The sequence below is a fragment of the Pseudobutyrivibrio sp. OR37 genome, assembly GCF_900113655.1.
Taxonomy (GTDB): domain Bacteria; phylum Bacillota; class Clostridia; order Lachnospirales; family Lachnospiraceae; genus Pseudobutyrivibrio.
Genome location: NZ_FOQF01000014.1, coordinates 1 through 16016, shown reverse-complemented (window position 1 = coordinate 16016; position 16016 = coordinate 1). Strand labels below are relative to the sequence as shown.

The window sequence follows — 16016 nt, the reverse complement described above, 5'->3', positions numbered from 1 at the left end:
TCCATTATTTAGCAATGAGCAGATAGTCGCCTGCTCCACCCCCTATATAATCCTCTGCATATATCTCTGTTGTAAACATGTAATCAGGGCTGACCCTATAGGTCTCTATATTATTAAAGCCTGCTTCCTTTAAAAGCTTTTTGGCAAAATCTGCCATGCGAAGCTTTTGTGGCAAGGCATATACCAGCTTGCCATCTGCAGACAGCTTTTCTTTTAGTACGGAAGGTGTTTCGACAAGACTTCCAAGGTTTATGATATAATTAAATGTTCCTTTAATATCTACCAAATCATCTGCAGTACCAACAGTTGCCTGTGCCTGCACCTCGTCCTGTAGCCATTCAACCAATGCCTGACAATCTGGCTCGATGATTAGCACTCTATCACCCTTTTTAATTCCTACAGGAGATAGTACATTGCTCCTAAGGTGAGAAAGGTTTTCTATCGCCTCTTCAGTTCCCTCATCAAAAATACCCCTGTTATATTTTTCTTGAATCATAGGCACTCCCCTTTATTTTACCTGCTCAACAGAAACCATTGAATTCATATCATAAAAGCCTACAGTATTTTTAGTGCTAACAACTGTAAGATTCATAACATCGTATAATCTGTGATAAGCTACAAAATCAACACCATCAAAGCCGGTGCAGCTGATGGACATAAGGTATTCTCCGCCCTGCATATCCATTTTCTGTGTAAATGTAGCAACGTATTCGCTGCCTTCCTTACATAGACCTACATCGCACTTTTCGTACATGGTGTTGGTGCCTGTAACATCGATGCCCTTAAGTGTCTTAAAGGTAAGTGTGAAGATAGGATTTTCTATATCTGTATTGAAATGCACCTTTGATTTAACGGTAAAGGTGCTGCCCTTCATGATAGCATTTGTGTAATTGCCATTATCATCAATGATTGCAAAATCAACGATAGATGCTCTGCCATCGCCATATTCATTAACGTTAGGATTAAGCTGGTAGTTTGACTTCCAGCTGGTGCCTTCATCCACGGGTGCAGCCTTAGCAGAATCGTCTGCAAAACCATCTGCCATATCCACCTTGCTGGTTAGAGCTGGCTCCTGACCTACCAAAATCTTTTTGTAGATATCAATCATATCCTTTGGTGTGCCTTCGGCTACCTTATCACCCTTATTGATGAGCACTGCCTTATCGCAGTATTTGCTGATGGCACCTAAATCGTGGGAAACGAAAAGTATAGTCTTTCCAGCAGCCTTGAATTCCTCGAATTTTTTATAGCATTTAGCCTGGAAGAAAACATCACCTACAGAAAGAGCCTCGTCAACAATAAGAATCTCAGGATCGATATTGATTGCTACAGCAAAGGCAAGGCGCACAAACATACCGCTTGAGTATGTCTTTACTGGCTGGAAAACGAAATCTCCTATATCTGCAAAGCTTAAGATATCATCCAGCTTTTCATCGATTTCTTCCTTGGAATAGCCAAGCATAGTACCATTAAGGTAAATATTCTCCATACCTGTGTATTCCTGATTAAAGCCTGCTCCAAGCTCCAAAAGAGCTGAAATACGGCCATTAACTGTTACTTCACCGGCAGTAGGTGAAAGCACACCTGTAATAATCTTTAAAATTGTGGATTTACCAGAACCGTTAGTTCCAATAAGTCCAACACATTCGCCCTTCTTTACTGTAAAGGACATATCCTTAAGAGCATAATGCTCCTTATAATTCTTTTTTCTTGAAAGCCCTAAAGTATCAGCTACGCGGGCTCTATTACTATCGTAAAGCTTATAAACCTTATCAACATGCTCTACATTTATAACTAAATCGCTCATGGTCTCTCCAATCTTACGTATTCCGTTATATTTTACCACATTTCGGCTAGCCCGCAAAGTGTCAAGGTCTTCCGCCCCGCTGGAGACGCAAAAAGGGCACTGAAGCTTGTTCAGTGCCCGATAGGTATTAAGTTGTTAGAGCATGCTCATATCGGCATAGTCTGTAATGACGCCATCCACACCTAATCGCTGAAGTGAAAGCATTTGTCCCTTGCTTTCTGGAGCGTATGAATAAACCTTACCGCCGGCCTCGTGAATGGCCTTGATTGTTTTTGGAGTAAGTGTTTTCATGTTGACTCCGTAGTATTCAGCTGGGTATTTGGTTGGCAGTGTAGATTTACCAAAGGATGCCAGCATCATAATAGGCTGATATGGATTGATGTCCTTTATTGATGATAGATAGTCGTAGTTGAAGGACAAAAATACAATTCGGTTCAGCATATTGTACTGGGCGCATTTTTCGTAAACCTGACGCGCAAATTCTGGGTCATCACCAATGTTTTTTAGCTCGCAAAATACACGCATATTAGTGGTGCTTAGCAAATTCAATGTCTGGTCCAATGTTGGAATACGCTCACGGCTGTAGTCCCTATCAAACCATTCCCCCGCATCTAATTGCAAAAGCTCCTCGTATGTGTGATCTGCCACTGTTGTCTGATCGCCTGTTAGACGTTCCAAGGTGTCGTCGTGATAGATGACAAGCTCCCCATCCTTGGTCTTTCTAACGTCGAATTCTACCGTTTTAGCCCCGGCTGCATAAGCACCTGCAAATGCGCTAAGGGTGTTCTCAGGATACGCACCAGAGTATCCTCTGTGCGCTACGATTTGAACCACAATATCCTCATCTGCATCGGCGGGTAAATAGAAGAATTCACTTGCAATCATAAAAGAACAAAGTAAGGCAACCATGCTGACTGCAAAGGTCTTCCCTACCTTGAAAAAATGTATTTTCCCCATACGCAAGCCCCCTCTCTCTAGCTACTTATATTTTACCACTCTTTTACTTTGCTCGCATAAAGGGAGCATAAAAAAAATGCCCGAAATCCTCGGGCATTTTTTATTAAAAATTTAGTATTGCGATTTGGTGTTTTTTCTATAAAGCATCTGCAAACTGTGGCTGAAGCTTGCGGAATACGTGTGTACCAAGGGCAAAAACAATTACCGTGAAGCACCAGAAATAAAGTGTAAGCCATGGTCTGGTCCAGAAGCCTGTCTGGGAAATAAAGCTGTCACGATATCCACTTGTAATATAGTACATAGGGTTGAGCTGAAGCAAGATAACAAGCCAATTTGGAATCTTATCAATCATAGTATCAAAGTTCCACATAATTGGTGTAGCCCAAACACCTACCTGAAGGAAGATATTAATAAGCTGCGCCATATCCTTGAAGAATACGCAAAGGGCACTGCTTAGATAAATCAATCCAATTGTAAGAGCTATCATTGCAACGAAATAATAAATAAGCTGCAATGTATAAGGTGTAAGCCCAAATCCATATAGAAGACCTACAACAAGTGTAAATAGTACGAAAAAGCCATGCACAAAAATAGATGAAATAGCCTTTACAAAAGGTAGTACATCGATTGGGAACACAACCTTTTTAACAAGGTAGTTGTATTCGTGAAGCACTACTGTTCCAGCTGATAAAACCTCGCTGAAATAAAACCAAGGAACAATACCTGCAGACAGCCAGAAAACAAATGGTGCACTGATTCCTGCTTTTGTTCCCTGTGTACCCTGATTCAGAGCCTTGTCGAAAACGATCCAATATACAAGGACTGTAATAACAGGCTGAACGAATGCCCAAATAACACCAAGTGTGGAGCCTGCGAACTTCTGCTTGAAATCGTTTCTTGCAAGCTTTGCTATCAGTTTTTTGTTAGTAATAATATCTTTAATCATTTTACCTACCAAACCTTTAATTGACGGTTGTCAATCCGCCATCGGAATTAAATTTATAAATATCAACTTCTTCATTTGTAAAAACTAAACTTAATTTCTGACTTTTAGCCTTATAATTAGGGTGTTGCATATTGGTTACAACCAGATAATCTACACCGCTCATGTCCATGGCTGTTTCAGCCTCTGCTACATTATCACTGAAGAACTTATTGTTGATAGACATCATAGCTTCTATCTGTTTTTCGGTAACATCTGAATAATCATAGCCTTCAAGATAACACTGTCTTTCAGAAAAAGCACTACAATAGAAAAAGATACTTCTGTAATCAGTTTCCTCGGAAAATCTATCAACAGCTACAACAGAATCCTCTGGAGTGTTGTCTCTAAGCCAGATGTAAGCATCCATCATACCATCAGAAACCTTGCTTGGTTCATCCCCTGCCTGTTCTTTGAAAACTGCAGCCTGCTTTACATCATCATAACAGAAGTATGCCACATCTGCCGCAAGACAAAGTGTTCCAACAGCAAGAGAGGCAAAGGTAACATAAGCTACCAGTGATTTACGATGATCCACCGCATACCTGATGGCTCCGTAGAAAATGAAGCCTGCGTTAGTAATTACAAAATAGCCCTGAGACATGCCTGGTACAGTGATAAAACAAAAGCCTATCACGCCCATTATAACAGAACCTATAACGAACCAGTCGAAAATATCACCAATAACCCCCTCATGAATGAGAGTTTTAAACTTTGATACTGTAAAGCCTGTGAAGGCAAAAATCATAGGACCGATAATACAAATAGCGCAAAGCACTACCGCTATAACCACCCATGGGAAGGACATATAATCAAAGCCAAGCTTTGTAATAATCTGACCTACCCTGCCGGCACCTATTGTGCCTTCAGGCGAAAGCTTCATGGCGCGATTGTTGGAGCCAGATGAATTAAGACCAACAGTTACCACCATGTAGGTAAATGCAAATCCTAAGGTAACTACAACTGCATAAAGAAAACGTGGCAGGTGGAATTTCTTTAGAATTAAGCTTTCTATAACATAAACCGACCAAGTAATAGCTACTAAAAGAATTCCTGTAGTTCCCTTAAAGCCTGTGGCTGCCGCAGACAAAAGATAAAGACCAACCAATACCTTTACGCTTAGCTTGTCGTACCAAACTTCTACCAAAATGTCCACAACAAGAACTGAAAGTGCCATAGCCATGCCAAGTGCATTTGCATTGCTAAACAAATGATTATCAAGCCATGAAACTGGTAGCTTTATTCCCACGATGTTAAGTGGCATCACGCAGATAAGAGAAACCAAGGTTCCTGCGCAATAAACAAAATAATTAAATCTATGTGTAATTTTTCCGCCTCTGATTCTTTCGCCTATAATCATCAGTGCAACGGTGGTAGGCATGGCACACATTAATGCATTGCCGTTCATGTACAATCTGAAGGCATCCATCTTAAATATGTGCTTACACATAGCAAAGATTAGCTCGTAATAATAATGATAATAGAAGGTTAAGCCCTCTATTCTGATATCTGTATTTGGAAAAGAGCGGCTAAGGGATACTATATTTCCAGTGTGAAACAGGTAATCATGATATACCTGAACGGTACGTCCATCTAAAGCTCCCATGTATTTAAGCTGGAAATTCAGTACTGAAACCAAATAAATAAATCCAAATATAATTATTCCAGTCCATCTAAAGTGCTCATCAGCATTGTAGAAGGATGGCTTGCCTTTTTTCAGATAAACAATAATGGCAATAATAGTTGTGATAGGGCCTGCTACCATAATCAAGCCATTAAGCTTGGACATGGACTCTAAAAAATATAGCGTTGCAAGATAGAGAAATCCGATAAAGAATCCTGCCAGTATTCTAGTGGATAATTTTAATCTTCTAGGAAAAAGAAAATTTCCAATAAGCATACCTGGGATTTGTATCCATACAGCTATATACGCCCAAAATATCAATGTGATTGATAAACTAAAAGTCATTAACTCTCCTCTTTCTCCTCAGGGGCTAACTGTCCTAGTTTAAAATGCTTTCTACATAAAGCCACGTATGAATCGTTTGCCCCAAGCATTACCTGAGGGCCTGAACGAACGATGCCGTTTTCATTGTAACGGCAATTGCAGGTAGCCTTATGTCCGCACCAGCAGACAGTCTTTACTTCATGAATAACATCAGCTATAGCAATCAATCGTTCTGAACCTGGAAAGAGCTTGTTTCTGAAATCGGCTCTAAGTCCATAAGCTACTACTGGAACATCCATAAAATCTACGATATCGGATAGATAATCTATCTGTTCAGGTGTTGCAAACTGAACCTCATCTACGATGATACAATCATATTTTTTGATATCATCCTCCTCCATCTCGATTAAATCCTCAAGAAAAACACATTCATTCTGCAAGCCAATTCTTGAACGAACAATACGCTCGCCATCGCGAGTGTCAAGCTTTGGCTTTACTAGAAGCGCGTTCTGCCCAACCTCCTCATAGTTGAAGTGTGTCATAAGGGCGTTGGCGGTCTTAGAAGATCCCATTGCTCCATAATAATAGTATAGCTTTGCCATAGCATATTCCCCTTTACATAAATTGACAGAAGACTGATAATCGCCTTCTGTCTAATTAATCATATTTTAATAATAATAGTGGGAAAAGTCAAAACTTTACTTCCATTCTTGGGTTTCCAAATCTGTAGCTCTGTGGACTAATCTGACATTGTCCTTGCCATGGTTTTTAACAAAATACAATGTAAGATCTGCCGCATTAAGATAATCCCATGCACGGTTAAGTGGTCTAGGCACGTGATTTACGATACCCTGGGATACTGAAACATCCTGGAGTCCCAGCTTTGAGCTGGCTTTTTTAATTGAAGCTTTGATTATTTCTGCTTTTTCAATAATCTCAGCGTCTGTCATATCGTAATAGAAAACAACAAATTCATCACCGCCATAGCGGGCCACGAAAATCTTGTTATCTGTAATATTTTTCAAAACATTTGCTAAAGAAACCAGCAATTCATCGCCCTTAGAATGGCCGTAGGTGTCGTTTACCTCCTTGAAGTAATCAACATCCATCATTTCTACTCCAAGGTGCTTTTGCTCCTTATTTGCCATTTCAAAGAGCTCATCGACCACCGCATTCATCTTTAGCCTGTTGGCAATTCCTGTAAGGGAATCTGTTTCTGCTGCGGCAAGCAGGAATAGATTCTGAGTCTTTTCCTGGGCAAGCTCTGAACGAAGCCTTAATGTAGCAAGGAAGGAACGTCTGCTATCCTCGCTCTTTTGCTTACTGTACAAGTAATAATTCTTAAGGCTTTCCATCAGCTTTTTATCATCACCAACTGTTTCATATATGACAGTTCGGCAGTTTTCTATGTACAAATGTAGCTCCACACAATCCTGCTTATTTACGATTGTTTCGATGTGAGTAAACATTTTGTCAAGCTCGGCATAATCGTTTTCTTCCATCATAAGGCTGATAAGTGCCTTGGTTTCGTCGTAATATAAAATACAATCATCACAAGAATAAAATGTTTCTAAGCATCGTTTCTTCATTATCTGGGTGTTCAAATCATCCTGTCTGAATCTAAAATAATGTAAACGAGCCAGTAAAACAGTCAGATTATCATTGTGGTCAGGTTCCGCCTTAACAATCTTTTCCATTTCAGCAAATGCTTCTGCTGCTTTATCAGCCTCACCAAGGACTGTATATAATCGAACTATGAAGGCATAATTTGTAATCAGGAAGGTGTGCTTTAAATCATTGTCCTCTATGAAGGAGCAGCATTCGATAGCCCTGTAGCTGTACTCTAATGCCTGAAAGGCCGCGTCCATTTCATAGCATAAAGAAGCAAAATTCGAGCAGGCAACAGCCTCGTCCTTATAAAGACGATTCGCCCTTGCGATTTCGATACAGTTAATGAAATATTCTTCTGCTGTAATGAAATGGCTTTCACTTCTGAATATGATGCCAAGTTCGTTATAGCAACGGCAAATAAGCTGATATTCATCAGTCTTGGATACCGCCTGAACTCCTGCTGACAGATAATACAAGCCTTGTGAAAAATCGCCGTTCTTACAGCAAGCATCTCCCAGAGTGCAGCTTGCAAAGCTCTTTAAATCATCATTACCACATTCATAAGCCAAATCGAAAAGATCACATGACAAATCGAGGTGTTTATCCGGATCAACACCTCGTGCCTTGGCTATTTCTTTTATAAGCTCCACAACCTCTGGAGACTGTTTACTACGCAATTCTTCCAAAAATACTATCCCCTCTATAAAAACACAAAACTAGTGTGATTATAGCATGAATTCCGTTATGTATCTACTTGTATTTTTTAATAATTTTCCAAATATAACGCCGCTGTCAGTTTTCCTGCATCAGCAGTTACGCACACCAACATATTTGAATCATAAGGATTTGCAAATTTCAAATCTAATGAGCCCCATGAAATTGTAGCATCCCATCCTTCTGGCAAATAATACACTGGAAGTGAATGAGGATGTCTTTCAGATACCTTCAAGCCTGCCATTTTGGTAGATGCATAGATAGTTGATGATACCTGGCATACGCCTCCGCCTAAGCCCATGGCATGCTGCTTTGCGATGAAAACAGGAGCCTCTACAAAGCCATTTGCAGATGTACGTGGACCGATGCTATTTGAAGCGGAGAAGGTCTGTCCTGGAGCCAATACCTTTACGCCAATCTTTTTTGCTGCGGTGGCGATATTGCTACCTCTTGGAGCCGCAGCATCATATTCTGTACAGTACACACCTAAAAGCTTCACATTTGTAGGTGGAACCACATCTACCACGCCTGCTGCTGGAGTTCCATCTCTACCTTCGGCAGCGCCTGCCATACTGTAATGAACTGCATATGCAAGCATATTGTCACCGTAAAGTGCAGCTAAATCAGGATATCTATTTTTGTAATCTGTGGCATTAAAGGTAGCGCTGGCATTTCTACCTTCATTTACACCATGGTATAGATAATGGTTAAGCAGGTATAGAGGGCTTCCGTTGCCTCTTGCAGCAACATCTGGATATGCTATTGCATAATAATTGGCATCAAAGATTTTTGCTACAGCCTGTAGCTCATCATTTGATGCAGCCTCCGCCTTCATTCCTGGAACAAACAAAAACGCCATCGAAAATACTAACATTGCTAAAAAAAGCTTTCTAATACCTACTCGTGTTTCCATAATTCCTCCTAAATATATTATTCTGTGTATTATTCTAGCACTTGTTAGTATAAATTGTGTGACTATTTTGAGTTTTGTGTGTAAAAAAATACGCCAACGACATTTCTGTCGCTGACGTATGTAATAATTCGATATTATTTCTTTTTGTTAGACTTATCAGAAGACTGTTCGTTAAGCTCTGCCTGCTTCTTAAGTGCCCATGCTCTTAAGCCGCCCTTTTTCTTCTTGGTGTCCTTCTGCTCTGCCTTACCGTGTAAGCCCTTAACCTTTGTGATGTAAAGACCTGAAACAGTAGCCTTAACTTCCTTTTTAACAGGAATATCATCAAAAATCTGAGCATCACAGATAAGTGTCATAACCTGTGGGCCTACCTTTGCCTTAACAACAGGTATCTTAGAGCCTCTAACGTACCAAGGTGTGTTAGCAACAACTGCCTCTGGAAGACCTGCATCCTTAAGCTTCATACGCTTTTTATCAATGATAAGCATTGAAACCTGCTGTGCAACAGCATCCATCTGTGCCTTCTGCTCGTCCTGGCGTGTCTGCATACGCTTGCCAAGGAAATATAAAACTACCATAGCAACTACAAGAACGATTGCAATTACTAGCAGTACAATTCCAAGTGTATTCATATAAATATATCCTCCATATCTAATGCTCCCCTGGAGCCACAACTAGGTGATATTTTATCATGGAACAGGCATAAAATCAATTCGATTATTACTTAACAGCTCTTTTTGTAATCTTGAAGGTAACCTTCTTGGTGCCAGTGTATGCGCCTTGTCCTTTTACGATTACATAACCCGTTCCAAGCTTGGTATTTTCGCCATATTCTGAGACAACAAAATCTATGCTTGGGGTCAGATCAGTTTTACCGTATTTTCCTACTATATTACGAATATATGGTGCAATCTGCTTGCCAGTATATGTATAATCTCTAATTGTAAATTTGGCATTGCTAATATTCTTAATATTTTGGGGCAAAATTCGATATGAGGCCTTTACCTCAACCCCTTCGCTAAAGAAATTTCCCTTTGGCTTTACAGTCACATAGCGAGTACCAGATAGGCATTTATCTTTCTTAGGGTCAAGAGCGGCTGAGTTATATGATGCAGAGTAAGTAAACGCTTTTTCATAATCAACTCCTGCTGCAAGCTTGGTACCTTCAGCATCATACACAGTAACTGTAGTCTGGAAGTTTCCAGCTTTATTCTTGTAATTAACATTATTGGCAACTACTTTGCATTTAGAAAAATCACCTTGTACTACCTTATATGTAGTTTTAAGCAAGCCCTTGTAATTACCCTTTCCTGTAATTTGAACTGTTGCCTCAGCCCCAACCTTTTTGTTGTTGAGATATGTAACAGTAAAATCTCTGTTATTTACAAGCGTCTGACCACAGGCCTTAACAGTGATATTCCCTGGTTTTGCACCCTTCTTAAGATATGGTGCAGTCGCATCTACTGTAACAGTTCCATCCTGGGATAAATCATGAGCAGCTATAGTAAATGTTTTTGTAATAGAGCCTGTGTAACCATTTATTCCGCTGATGAGGATTTTCGCTGTACCCTTATTAATATTATTTGAATAAGATACAGTATAATCCTTGTTGTTCTTTAGCTCATCCTTACCAACTGTAAGTATTATGCCACTCTGTACTTTTGCTTCTGAATCGTAGATTTGACTTGTGATTCCTGTCACCTTGGCTTTTGATATAGGAGTTCCAGTGATTTTAAAGGTAAATGATTTTGTACCCTTGTAGCCACTGCCAGCTTTTCCTGTCAGCTTGATTGTGGCTGTTCCTACCCCTTTATTATCTGTATAGGCCACAGCTAATACATCGCTTTTGAATGCACCATCTTTTGATGTAGCAACAGTATCCTTGCCATATTTAATAGTAAAATCTGGACAGATAGAATTTCCTGTATAGGTGTAGGCTTTAAGCCCTGCGATAGTCACTTTGCTTACTAATTTATCTGTTGTAATTTCCTGTTTTACTTTGATAGTGCCTTTGAAATTACCTTTACCATTAACTGTTATGTAGTAAACTCCTGGTATCTTGAAAGCATTGGCATCATAATCCGGCTGCTTTTTATCTGTCTTTGGATAAGCAAGTGTGTAATTGATGGTGTTCTTAAGTGTATATGCCTTTTCGCCTGTTTTAAGGATTAGCTTAGGTGTTGCCTTTTGAACACGACCATTTGATGCATATATTAAATCGGCTTCATTTGTGGTAAGAGTTTTTGCCTTGATGGCCTCTGCCAAATCAGCCTGCTTAATCATAAAGGTGTGAACCTGTTTGCCTGAATACATTCCCTTAAAATTGATTATAACCTGTGCTTCACCAGCATTTACATTTTTGCTGTAAGCTAATGTGTAATCAACACCCTGCGTTAATACTGTCTTACCATCCATTACCTTTAAATCTGGCTGAGTGATGGCAAATCCAGTGTATGTGTAATCCTTAATTCCTGAAATGCTGATTGATGTATTGTGAATATTCTCCTGAGAATATCTGGCAATCAATTTACAACCCGATTTTATCAAGCCTCTGTTAAGTTTGTCTGTATAATACCATTTAGTGGTATCAGTAGAATCCTGATATAGCCAATATGTAAATTCATAGCCTTCCTTTTTAGGAATTGGAAATGGAAGCTTATCATCAAGTCTTAATTCTGCTGTATATGGCTTTTCTCCATTCTTAGGATCAGCGGTAACTGTATATGTTTTCAATTTCAGCTTTACATATGCATTAACACTCTCATCAACAAGGTAAGATTTGCTAATAGGCTTAGTACATGCTTCATCGAAGTACCAACCCTCTACAACATAATCATCACCTACTTCATTTATTATTTCTTCATCAGATTTAAATAATTTATTTCCCGTTTCTATTGAATTATATCCAAGGTATTTACGGTATCCATGTGGGAGAAGAGCGTAATATGATACGCCGTTCTTATTTGGAATCCATTTTGCATATTTAACTGCATCACTTTCAAATACAAAAGCAACCGAGGTTGTACATGCTTCGTCGTCATACCAACCTGCAAATTGATAACCCTTTCTTTGTGGAGCCTTCAGGTCTTTAGAATCAATCCACTCTTTATATCCAACAGTTACAACCTTATCTTTTGTAACACCATCATTATATTTAAAGGTTACCTTAACAAGTGTTTTCTCCCATTTTGCATATATTTCATAAGTTTCATTCTTACTTGAGTCAAATACTAAATTGCCAGGAACCGGCTTTGTAAATGCCTTATCATAATACCACCCCTTAAAGGTTGCCTTGTATTCTTTAGACAAATCAGCAATATCATCCTTATAAAGGTCAGCTAAGCTTTTTGTACCGTATAGTGAAGTTGTACCTGAAGAAAAACCGCCAATGTCTAGATGATGAATTATTTTAGTATGATTTCTATCCCATTTTGCATATAAAATCAAATCTGATTTTATTTTATTCTTAAAATAATATTCCTTATTTAATGCTTTGTTAGGACTCCAATAATCAAAGCGAGCATTGTTTTTTGTAGGTTCTTTTGGCTCTTTTACAAGGCCACCATCGGCGACTGTCTGCATGCTCACAGGTGAGCCACCATTTGATTTAAAATATACACGATGGCCAGTATAACTCTTTCCAGCGTATAGTTTCATATTAGCATTAACAGGCTTTGTAAAATCCCACTTAGTCAATTCACATTGAACCTTGGCCTCTGTATACCAGCCTCCAAGATTAGCCAATTTAGCGGATGGCTCTGCCACTGACTGTCCAGCTGTAACCTGTACTTTATTGATGACTGTTTTGCCATCATACCCCACAAATGTCACAGATACAGGCTTTCCATTCGTCACTGGAACAAACTGTATGTATCGATCATCATATGTTGCATCAGCAATACCATCCTGCCAGGTTTCATTTTCTGCAGAATAATAAATTGTTAATAAATTATTGTAGTCTACTTCCTTAAAGACCATCCCATCATAGGCAGGAAAATCTCCTTCAAAAACTACTTCTTTTAGTTTACCAGAATATAAAGCACTTGCCCCTAGATGCTTTACCTGTTTACCTACTATAAGCTTGCTATAATTACTACCGAATATAAAATTTTCACTTAATGAAGTGATTCCTTTTGGAACAGTGTATGTACCTTCTGCTCCCCCAGAGAAAGCCAAGCAGTTAGCACCTAAATGCTGAATTGTATCAGGGTATATTGTGTCTTTGTATTTTGCATCAATATTAGAAAAAACGCGATTTCCTACGTACTTTAATGTATTAGGAAAATGATTGTTTATTATAGGGTGCTTAATGCTTTGGCTAAAATGAAGTCCCTCGTCTTCTATTCTCTCTATGCTATCGAGATTTATTTCTCCACTCCAATCTGTATCCCAAAAAGCCTTTTTACCAATTCTTTTTACACCCTTTGGAAAAGAATTGGTATTTTTCATATATGCCACACTATAGAATGCCATATCATCTATCACTTCCACTGATTCGGGGAATTGAACGTCAGATAGATATGCATCATAAAAAGCATATTTTCCAATTTTCTTTAACTTTTTAGGAAGCACTAAAATCTTCCCTACGTGAGCCTTATAAAATGCATACTCACCAATAGATGTAATTCTGTCATCCATTTTTACGGATTTGAATGACCCTAGACGATCATTCCATGGATATACTTTTGTTGGAGAATAATCATACATGTCACCATAGCCTGAAAAAATCAATGTTTCTGTTTTTTCATCGAATGACCATGTGATATTGTCACCAGCCTTATTACTAACCTTTTGTCCATTTGGAATCCAGGTTACACCCTCAAAAGTTTCAGAGGCTTTATCCATTGCTTCCTTTGTAAAGGATTTCTCATTAGGATTGTAAAAAGCATTTACGTAACACAATTTAAATGCATCTTTTTCTAAGGTTGGGAGCTGGCCTAAAAATGTAACTTTTTTCGCACCGTTGATATTACCAAAGCCCCCTGATTTAACAAGTGTACATTTTGCAGGGACTGTAAAATTATGTATACCTGCGTACCAAAAAGCGTTTTCACCTATTATCGATACATCGTTCCAAGTAATATCATCAAAGTGAGCACAACTGAAAGCAGATTTGCCGATTTCCTTTACGCCTGGTTTAAATTCAATGTATGAAATTGATGCTCTATAGAAACTATAATCATCTACTTTTTTTACTGTACCAGGTATCACTAATGGATTGTTTTTTCCGGTAGTTACACTAGCATCTGAAAAAGCATATTTACCAATACCCGTTAGCTTTGCAGGTAGTTTCATTGAATGAATACCGAATTTAACAAAGCTCATAGAACCTATGTAAGTAATATCATCCGAGAACTCTATGTTTATATCCCTAGATGTATTAGCGCTTATCATTACCTTATGGTAATTGTACCATGGTGCATTGCTATCAGATGGAGCACCGGCTTGTTGATTATTACCGTAGCTATAGTCGTACATACGGCCGCTTCCCTTAAATGAAAGAGTGTATGTACTTTCATCATATGACCATGTGATATTGTCACCGGCCTTACCATGATTGGCATCCTCTAGAAGCTCCTCCTCTTCGGCTGGCTCTTCTAATAGAAGTTCCTCTTCCTCGGAAGGGTCTGTTAGATTTTCATCTGTATCACTTTCTTTGTTTTCTTCTGTTTTTTCTTCGTCTGGTTTGCTTTCACCAGTTTGGCTCTCGCCGGGATTGTTTTCGCCTGGCTTGTTTTCGCCTGGAGCTTGAGCCGGATTTTCATTTGTTGATTCTGATGGCTCTTTTTCGCCTGATTGTGAAGGCTCTTCTGATGATTCTCCCTTTTTATCATCTGACTTTTGCCCTTCGCCTTCGTTAATTTCTGCTGCATCTGTCTGATTAAGCTGCGCCTGATAAGCCGGTTGTGCCTGCATGGCATACGCAACCGAAGGCGTGCTTAGACAAAAAATAAGCGCCAAGCATAATAGCCTTGGTGCCAGCAGCCCAATTGCCTTTTTCATAATACATCCTCCTTGTGCTTGAAATAAGCATAGAAAATTATATCAATTTGTTGAGATAACGGCAACAGGTGATAGGGGATGTGGCTTTACGCTGATGTGAGCGGATATGGTGGAATTAAAGCAGGCATGCGGCATATCACTTTGAGGGACTACGTCTATTCATCGAATATGTATACACCTAGACGTAAATACCTGCGTTTCTTTGGTTTGACTTACCCTTTCTGACTTGTTGATTTTGCAAATAGAATATAATTTATCCTTTTTCCTGCAGATAAAAGACACTGTAGCATACATGTTGTTGAGATAATACACACTGGCTATGTGGGCTACGTCTCAATCACCGATATTGGGCTAATTGGACGTAGGAGCAGGAGATGGTTTTGGGTGGTTTGATGGACTCGGTATATAGTGTGTGAAAATTGATATATATATACCAAAAATGGCTTGTTTTGAGGTTGTTGAAGGGGGACTTGGTATATGTTGTGTGAAGATTGTTGTATATATACTTTTTTAAGCTGATTTTGGCTGTTTTGGAGAGTGAAAAAGTATATATATGAACAAGTTCACACTATATATACCTTAACAGCTGAATCTATGCCATTTTCTCCCGAAAAAGGTTTTGAATTGATATTTTTGTAGCTTGTATATACTTTTTTTGATTTTACAGCTGAACAGAGGAATAGCTCCACAGCGGTATCTATGCCTATTCTTATTAGGATACTGTAACCTTAAGTAGGAATGAGTATTTGGGCCATGGTATAAAAAATAGGCTACGCCTACTCAACTCCCCTGCCCCTCAATCATGAGGGGTGGGGGTTTATCTCTTAGTTCTAGTCTTCTATAATTATCTTATGGGTAACATTCTTCAAGAAATATTCCTAGACAATTACGAAGAATTTATGATGACCACACATCCACGTCAAGCTGTCATTGAAAATGTAGACAAGATGATCGAGTGTGGAAATCCTTCTTTTGGTGGTGCCATGTACGGATGTACAAAATGTGGCACTCTTAAATTTGTCCCTTTCAGATGTCACAGTAGATTCTGTCCCACCTGCGGAACCCAGTACTCCGCTAAACG

The 16016-nt window shown here is 39.1% G+C and carries 11 protein-coding genes; 1 reads left to right on the top strand and 10 read right to left on the bottom strand.

All coding sequences use genetic code 11. The annotated features are described in order from the left end of the window. Positions 1–4 precede the first annotated feature (4 nt). The 10 genes from BM097_RS08355 to BM097_RS08310 form a co-directional block, all read right to left on the bottom strand. Complete coding sequence (locus BM097_RS08355; RefSeq protein ID WP_090548013.1) at positions 5–496, bottom strand: hypothetical protein; 492 nt, start codon at positions 494–496, stop codon at positions 5–7. A 12-nt stretch (positions 497–508) separates the two neighbouring features. Further along, positions 509–1807 carry an ABC transporter ATP-binding protein gene (locus tag BM097_RS08350; RefSeq protein ID WP_090548010.1) on the bottom strand — a complete coding sequence of 433 codons (1299 nt, stop codon included), beginning with the start codon at positions 1805–1807 and terminating at the stop codon, positions 509–511. A 135-nt stretch (positions 1808–1942) separates the two neighbouring features. Further along, positions 1943–2764, bottom strand: a complete 822-nt coding sequence (locus BM097_RS08345; protein ID WP_090548008.1) for a glycerophosphodiester phosphodiesterase — start codon at positions 2762–2764, stop codon at positions 1943–1945. A 136-nt stretch (positions 2765–2900) separates the two neighbouring features. Then, the gene (locus BM097_RS08340) at positions 2901–3710 is read right to left on the bottom strand and encodes an ABC transporter permease (RefSeq protein WP_090548005.1); all 810 of its coding nucleotides are present in this window, start codon (positions 3708–3710) and stop codon (positions 2901–2903) included. Between the two features lie 16 nt (positions 3711–3726). Beyond that, positions 3727–5715: a hypothetical protein gene (locus BM097_RS08335; protein ID WP_090548003.1), complete on the bottom strand. Its 1989-nt coding sequence runs from the start codon at positions 5713–5715 to the stop codon at positions 3727–3729. Then, positions 5715–6296 (bottom strand): thymidine kinase, encoded by a 582-nt coding sequence (locus tag BM097_RS08330; protein ID WP_090548001.1) that lies wholly within the window; start codon positions 6294–6296, stop codon positions 5715–5717. Before BM097_RS08330 ends, BM097_RS08335 begins: the two co-directional genes overlap by 1 nt. Positions 6297–6392: 96 nt before the next feature. After that, positions 6393–7991: a GGDEF domain-containing protein gene (locus BM097_RS08325; protein WP_090547998.1), complete on the bottom strand. Its 1599-nt coding sequence runs from the start codon at positions 7989–7991 to the stop codon at positions 6393–6395. A gap of 77 nt (positions 7992–8068) precedes the next feature. After that, positions 8069–8932 (bottom strand): VanW family protein, encoded by an 864-nt coding sequence (locus BM097_RS08320; RefSeq protein ID WP_090547996.1) that lies wholly within the window; start codon positions 8930–8932, stop codon positions 8069–8071. 134 nt (positions 8933–9066) lie between these two features. Further along, a complete protein-coding gene (locus tag BM097_RS08315; protein WP_090547993.1) occupies positions 9067–9564 on the bottom strand; it encodes a hypothetical protein in 498 nt (165 codons plus the stop codon). An 88-nt stretch (positions 9565–9652) separates the two neighbouring features. After that, the gene (locus tag BM097_RS08310) at positions 9653–14935 is read right to left on the bottom strand and encodes a leucine-rich repeat protein (RefSeq protein WP_090547990.1); all 5283 of its coding nucleotides are present in this window, start codon (positions 14933–14935) and stop codon (positions 9653–9655) included. An 851-nt stretch (positions 14936–15786) separates the two neighbouring features. On the opposite strand from BM097_RS08310, the gene BM097_RS08305 reads away from it, so the two are divergent. After that, positions 15787–16016 (top strand): transposase zinc-binding domain-containing protein (locus BM097_RS08305; protein ID WP_177197413.1); only part of this gene is annotated, 230 nt, incomplete at its 3' end.

Coding starts and splice junctions, on each gene's coding strand:
- BM097_RS08330 (WP_090548001.1), bottom strand. CDS start 6,296: ATGGCAAAGCTATACTATTATTATGGAGCAATGGGATCTTCTAAGACC.
- BM097_RS08345 (WP_090548008.1), bottom strand. CDS start 2,764: ATGGGGAAAATACATTTTTTCAAGGTAGGGAAGACCTTTGCAGTCAGC.
- BM097_RS08335 (WP_090548003.1), bottom strand. CDS start 5,715: ATGACTTTTAGTTTATCAATCACATTGATATTTTGGGCGTATATAGCT.
- BM097_RS08340 (WP_090548005.1), bottom strand. CDS start 3,710: ATGATTAAAGATATTATTACTAACAAAAAACTGATAGCAAAGCTTGCA.
- BM097_RS08310 (WP_090547990.1), bottom strand. CDS start 14,935: ATGAAAAAGGCAATTGGGCTGCTGGCACCAAGGCTATTATGCTTGGCG.
- BM097_RS08350 (WP_090548010.1), bottom strand. CDS start 1,807: ATGAGCGATTTAGTTATAAATGTAGAGCATGTTGATAAGGTTTATAAG.
- BM097_RS08320 (WP_090547996.1), bottom strand. CDS start 8,932: ATGGAAACACGAGTAGGTATTAGAAAGCTTTTTTTAGCAATGTTAGTA.
- BM097_RS08315 (WP_090547993.1), bottom strand. CDS start 9,564: ATGAATACACTTGGAATTGTACTGCTAGTAATTGCAATCGTTCTTGTA.
- BM097_RS08355 (WP_090548013.1), bottom strand. CDS start 496: ATGATTCAAGAAAAATATAACAGGGGTATTTTTGATGAGGGAACTGAA.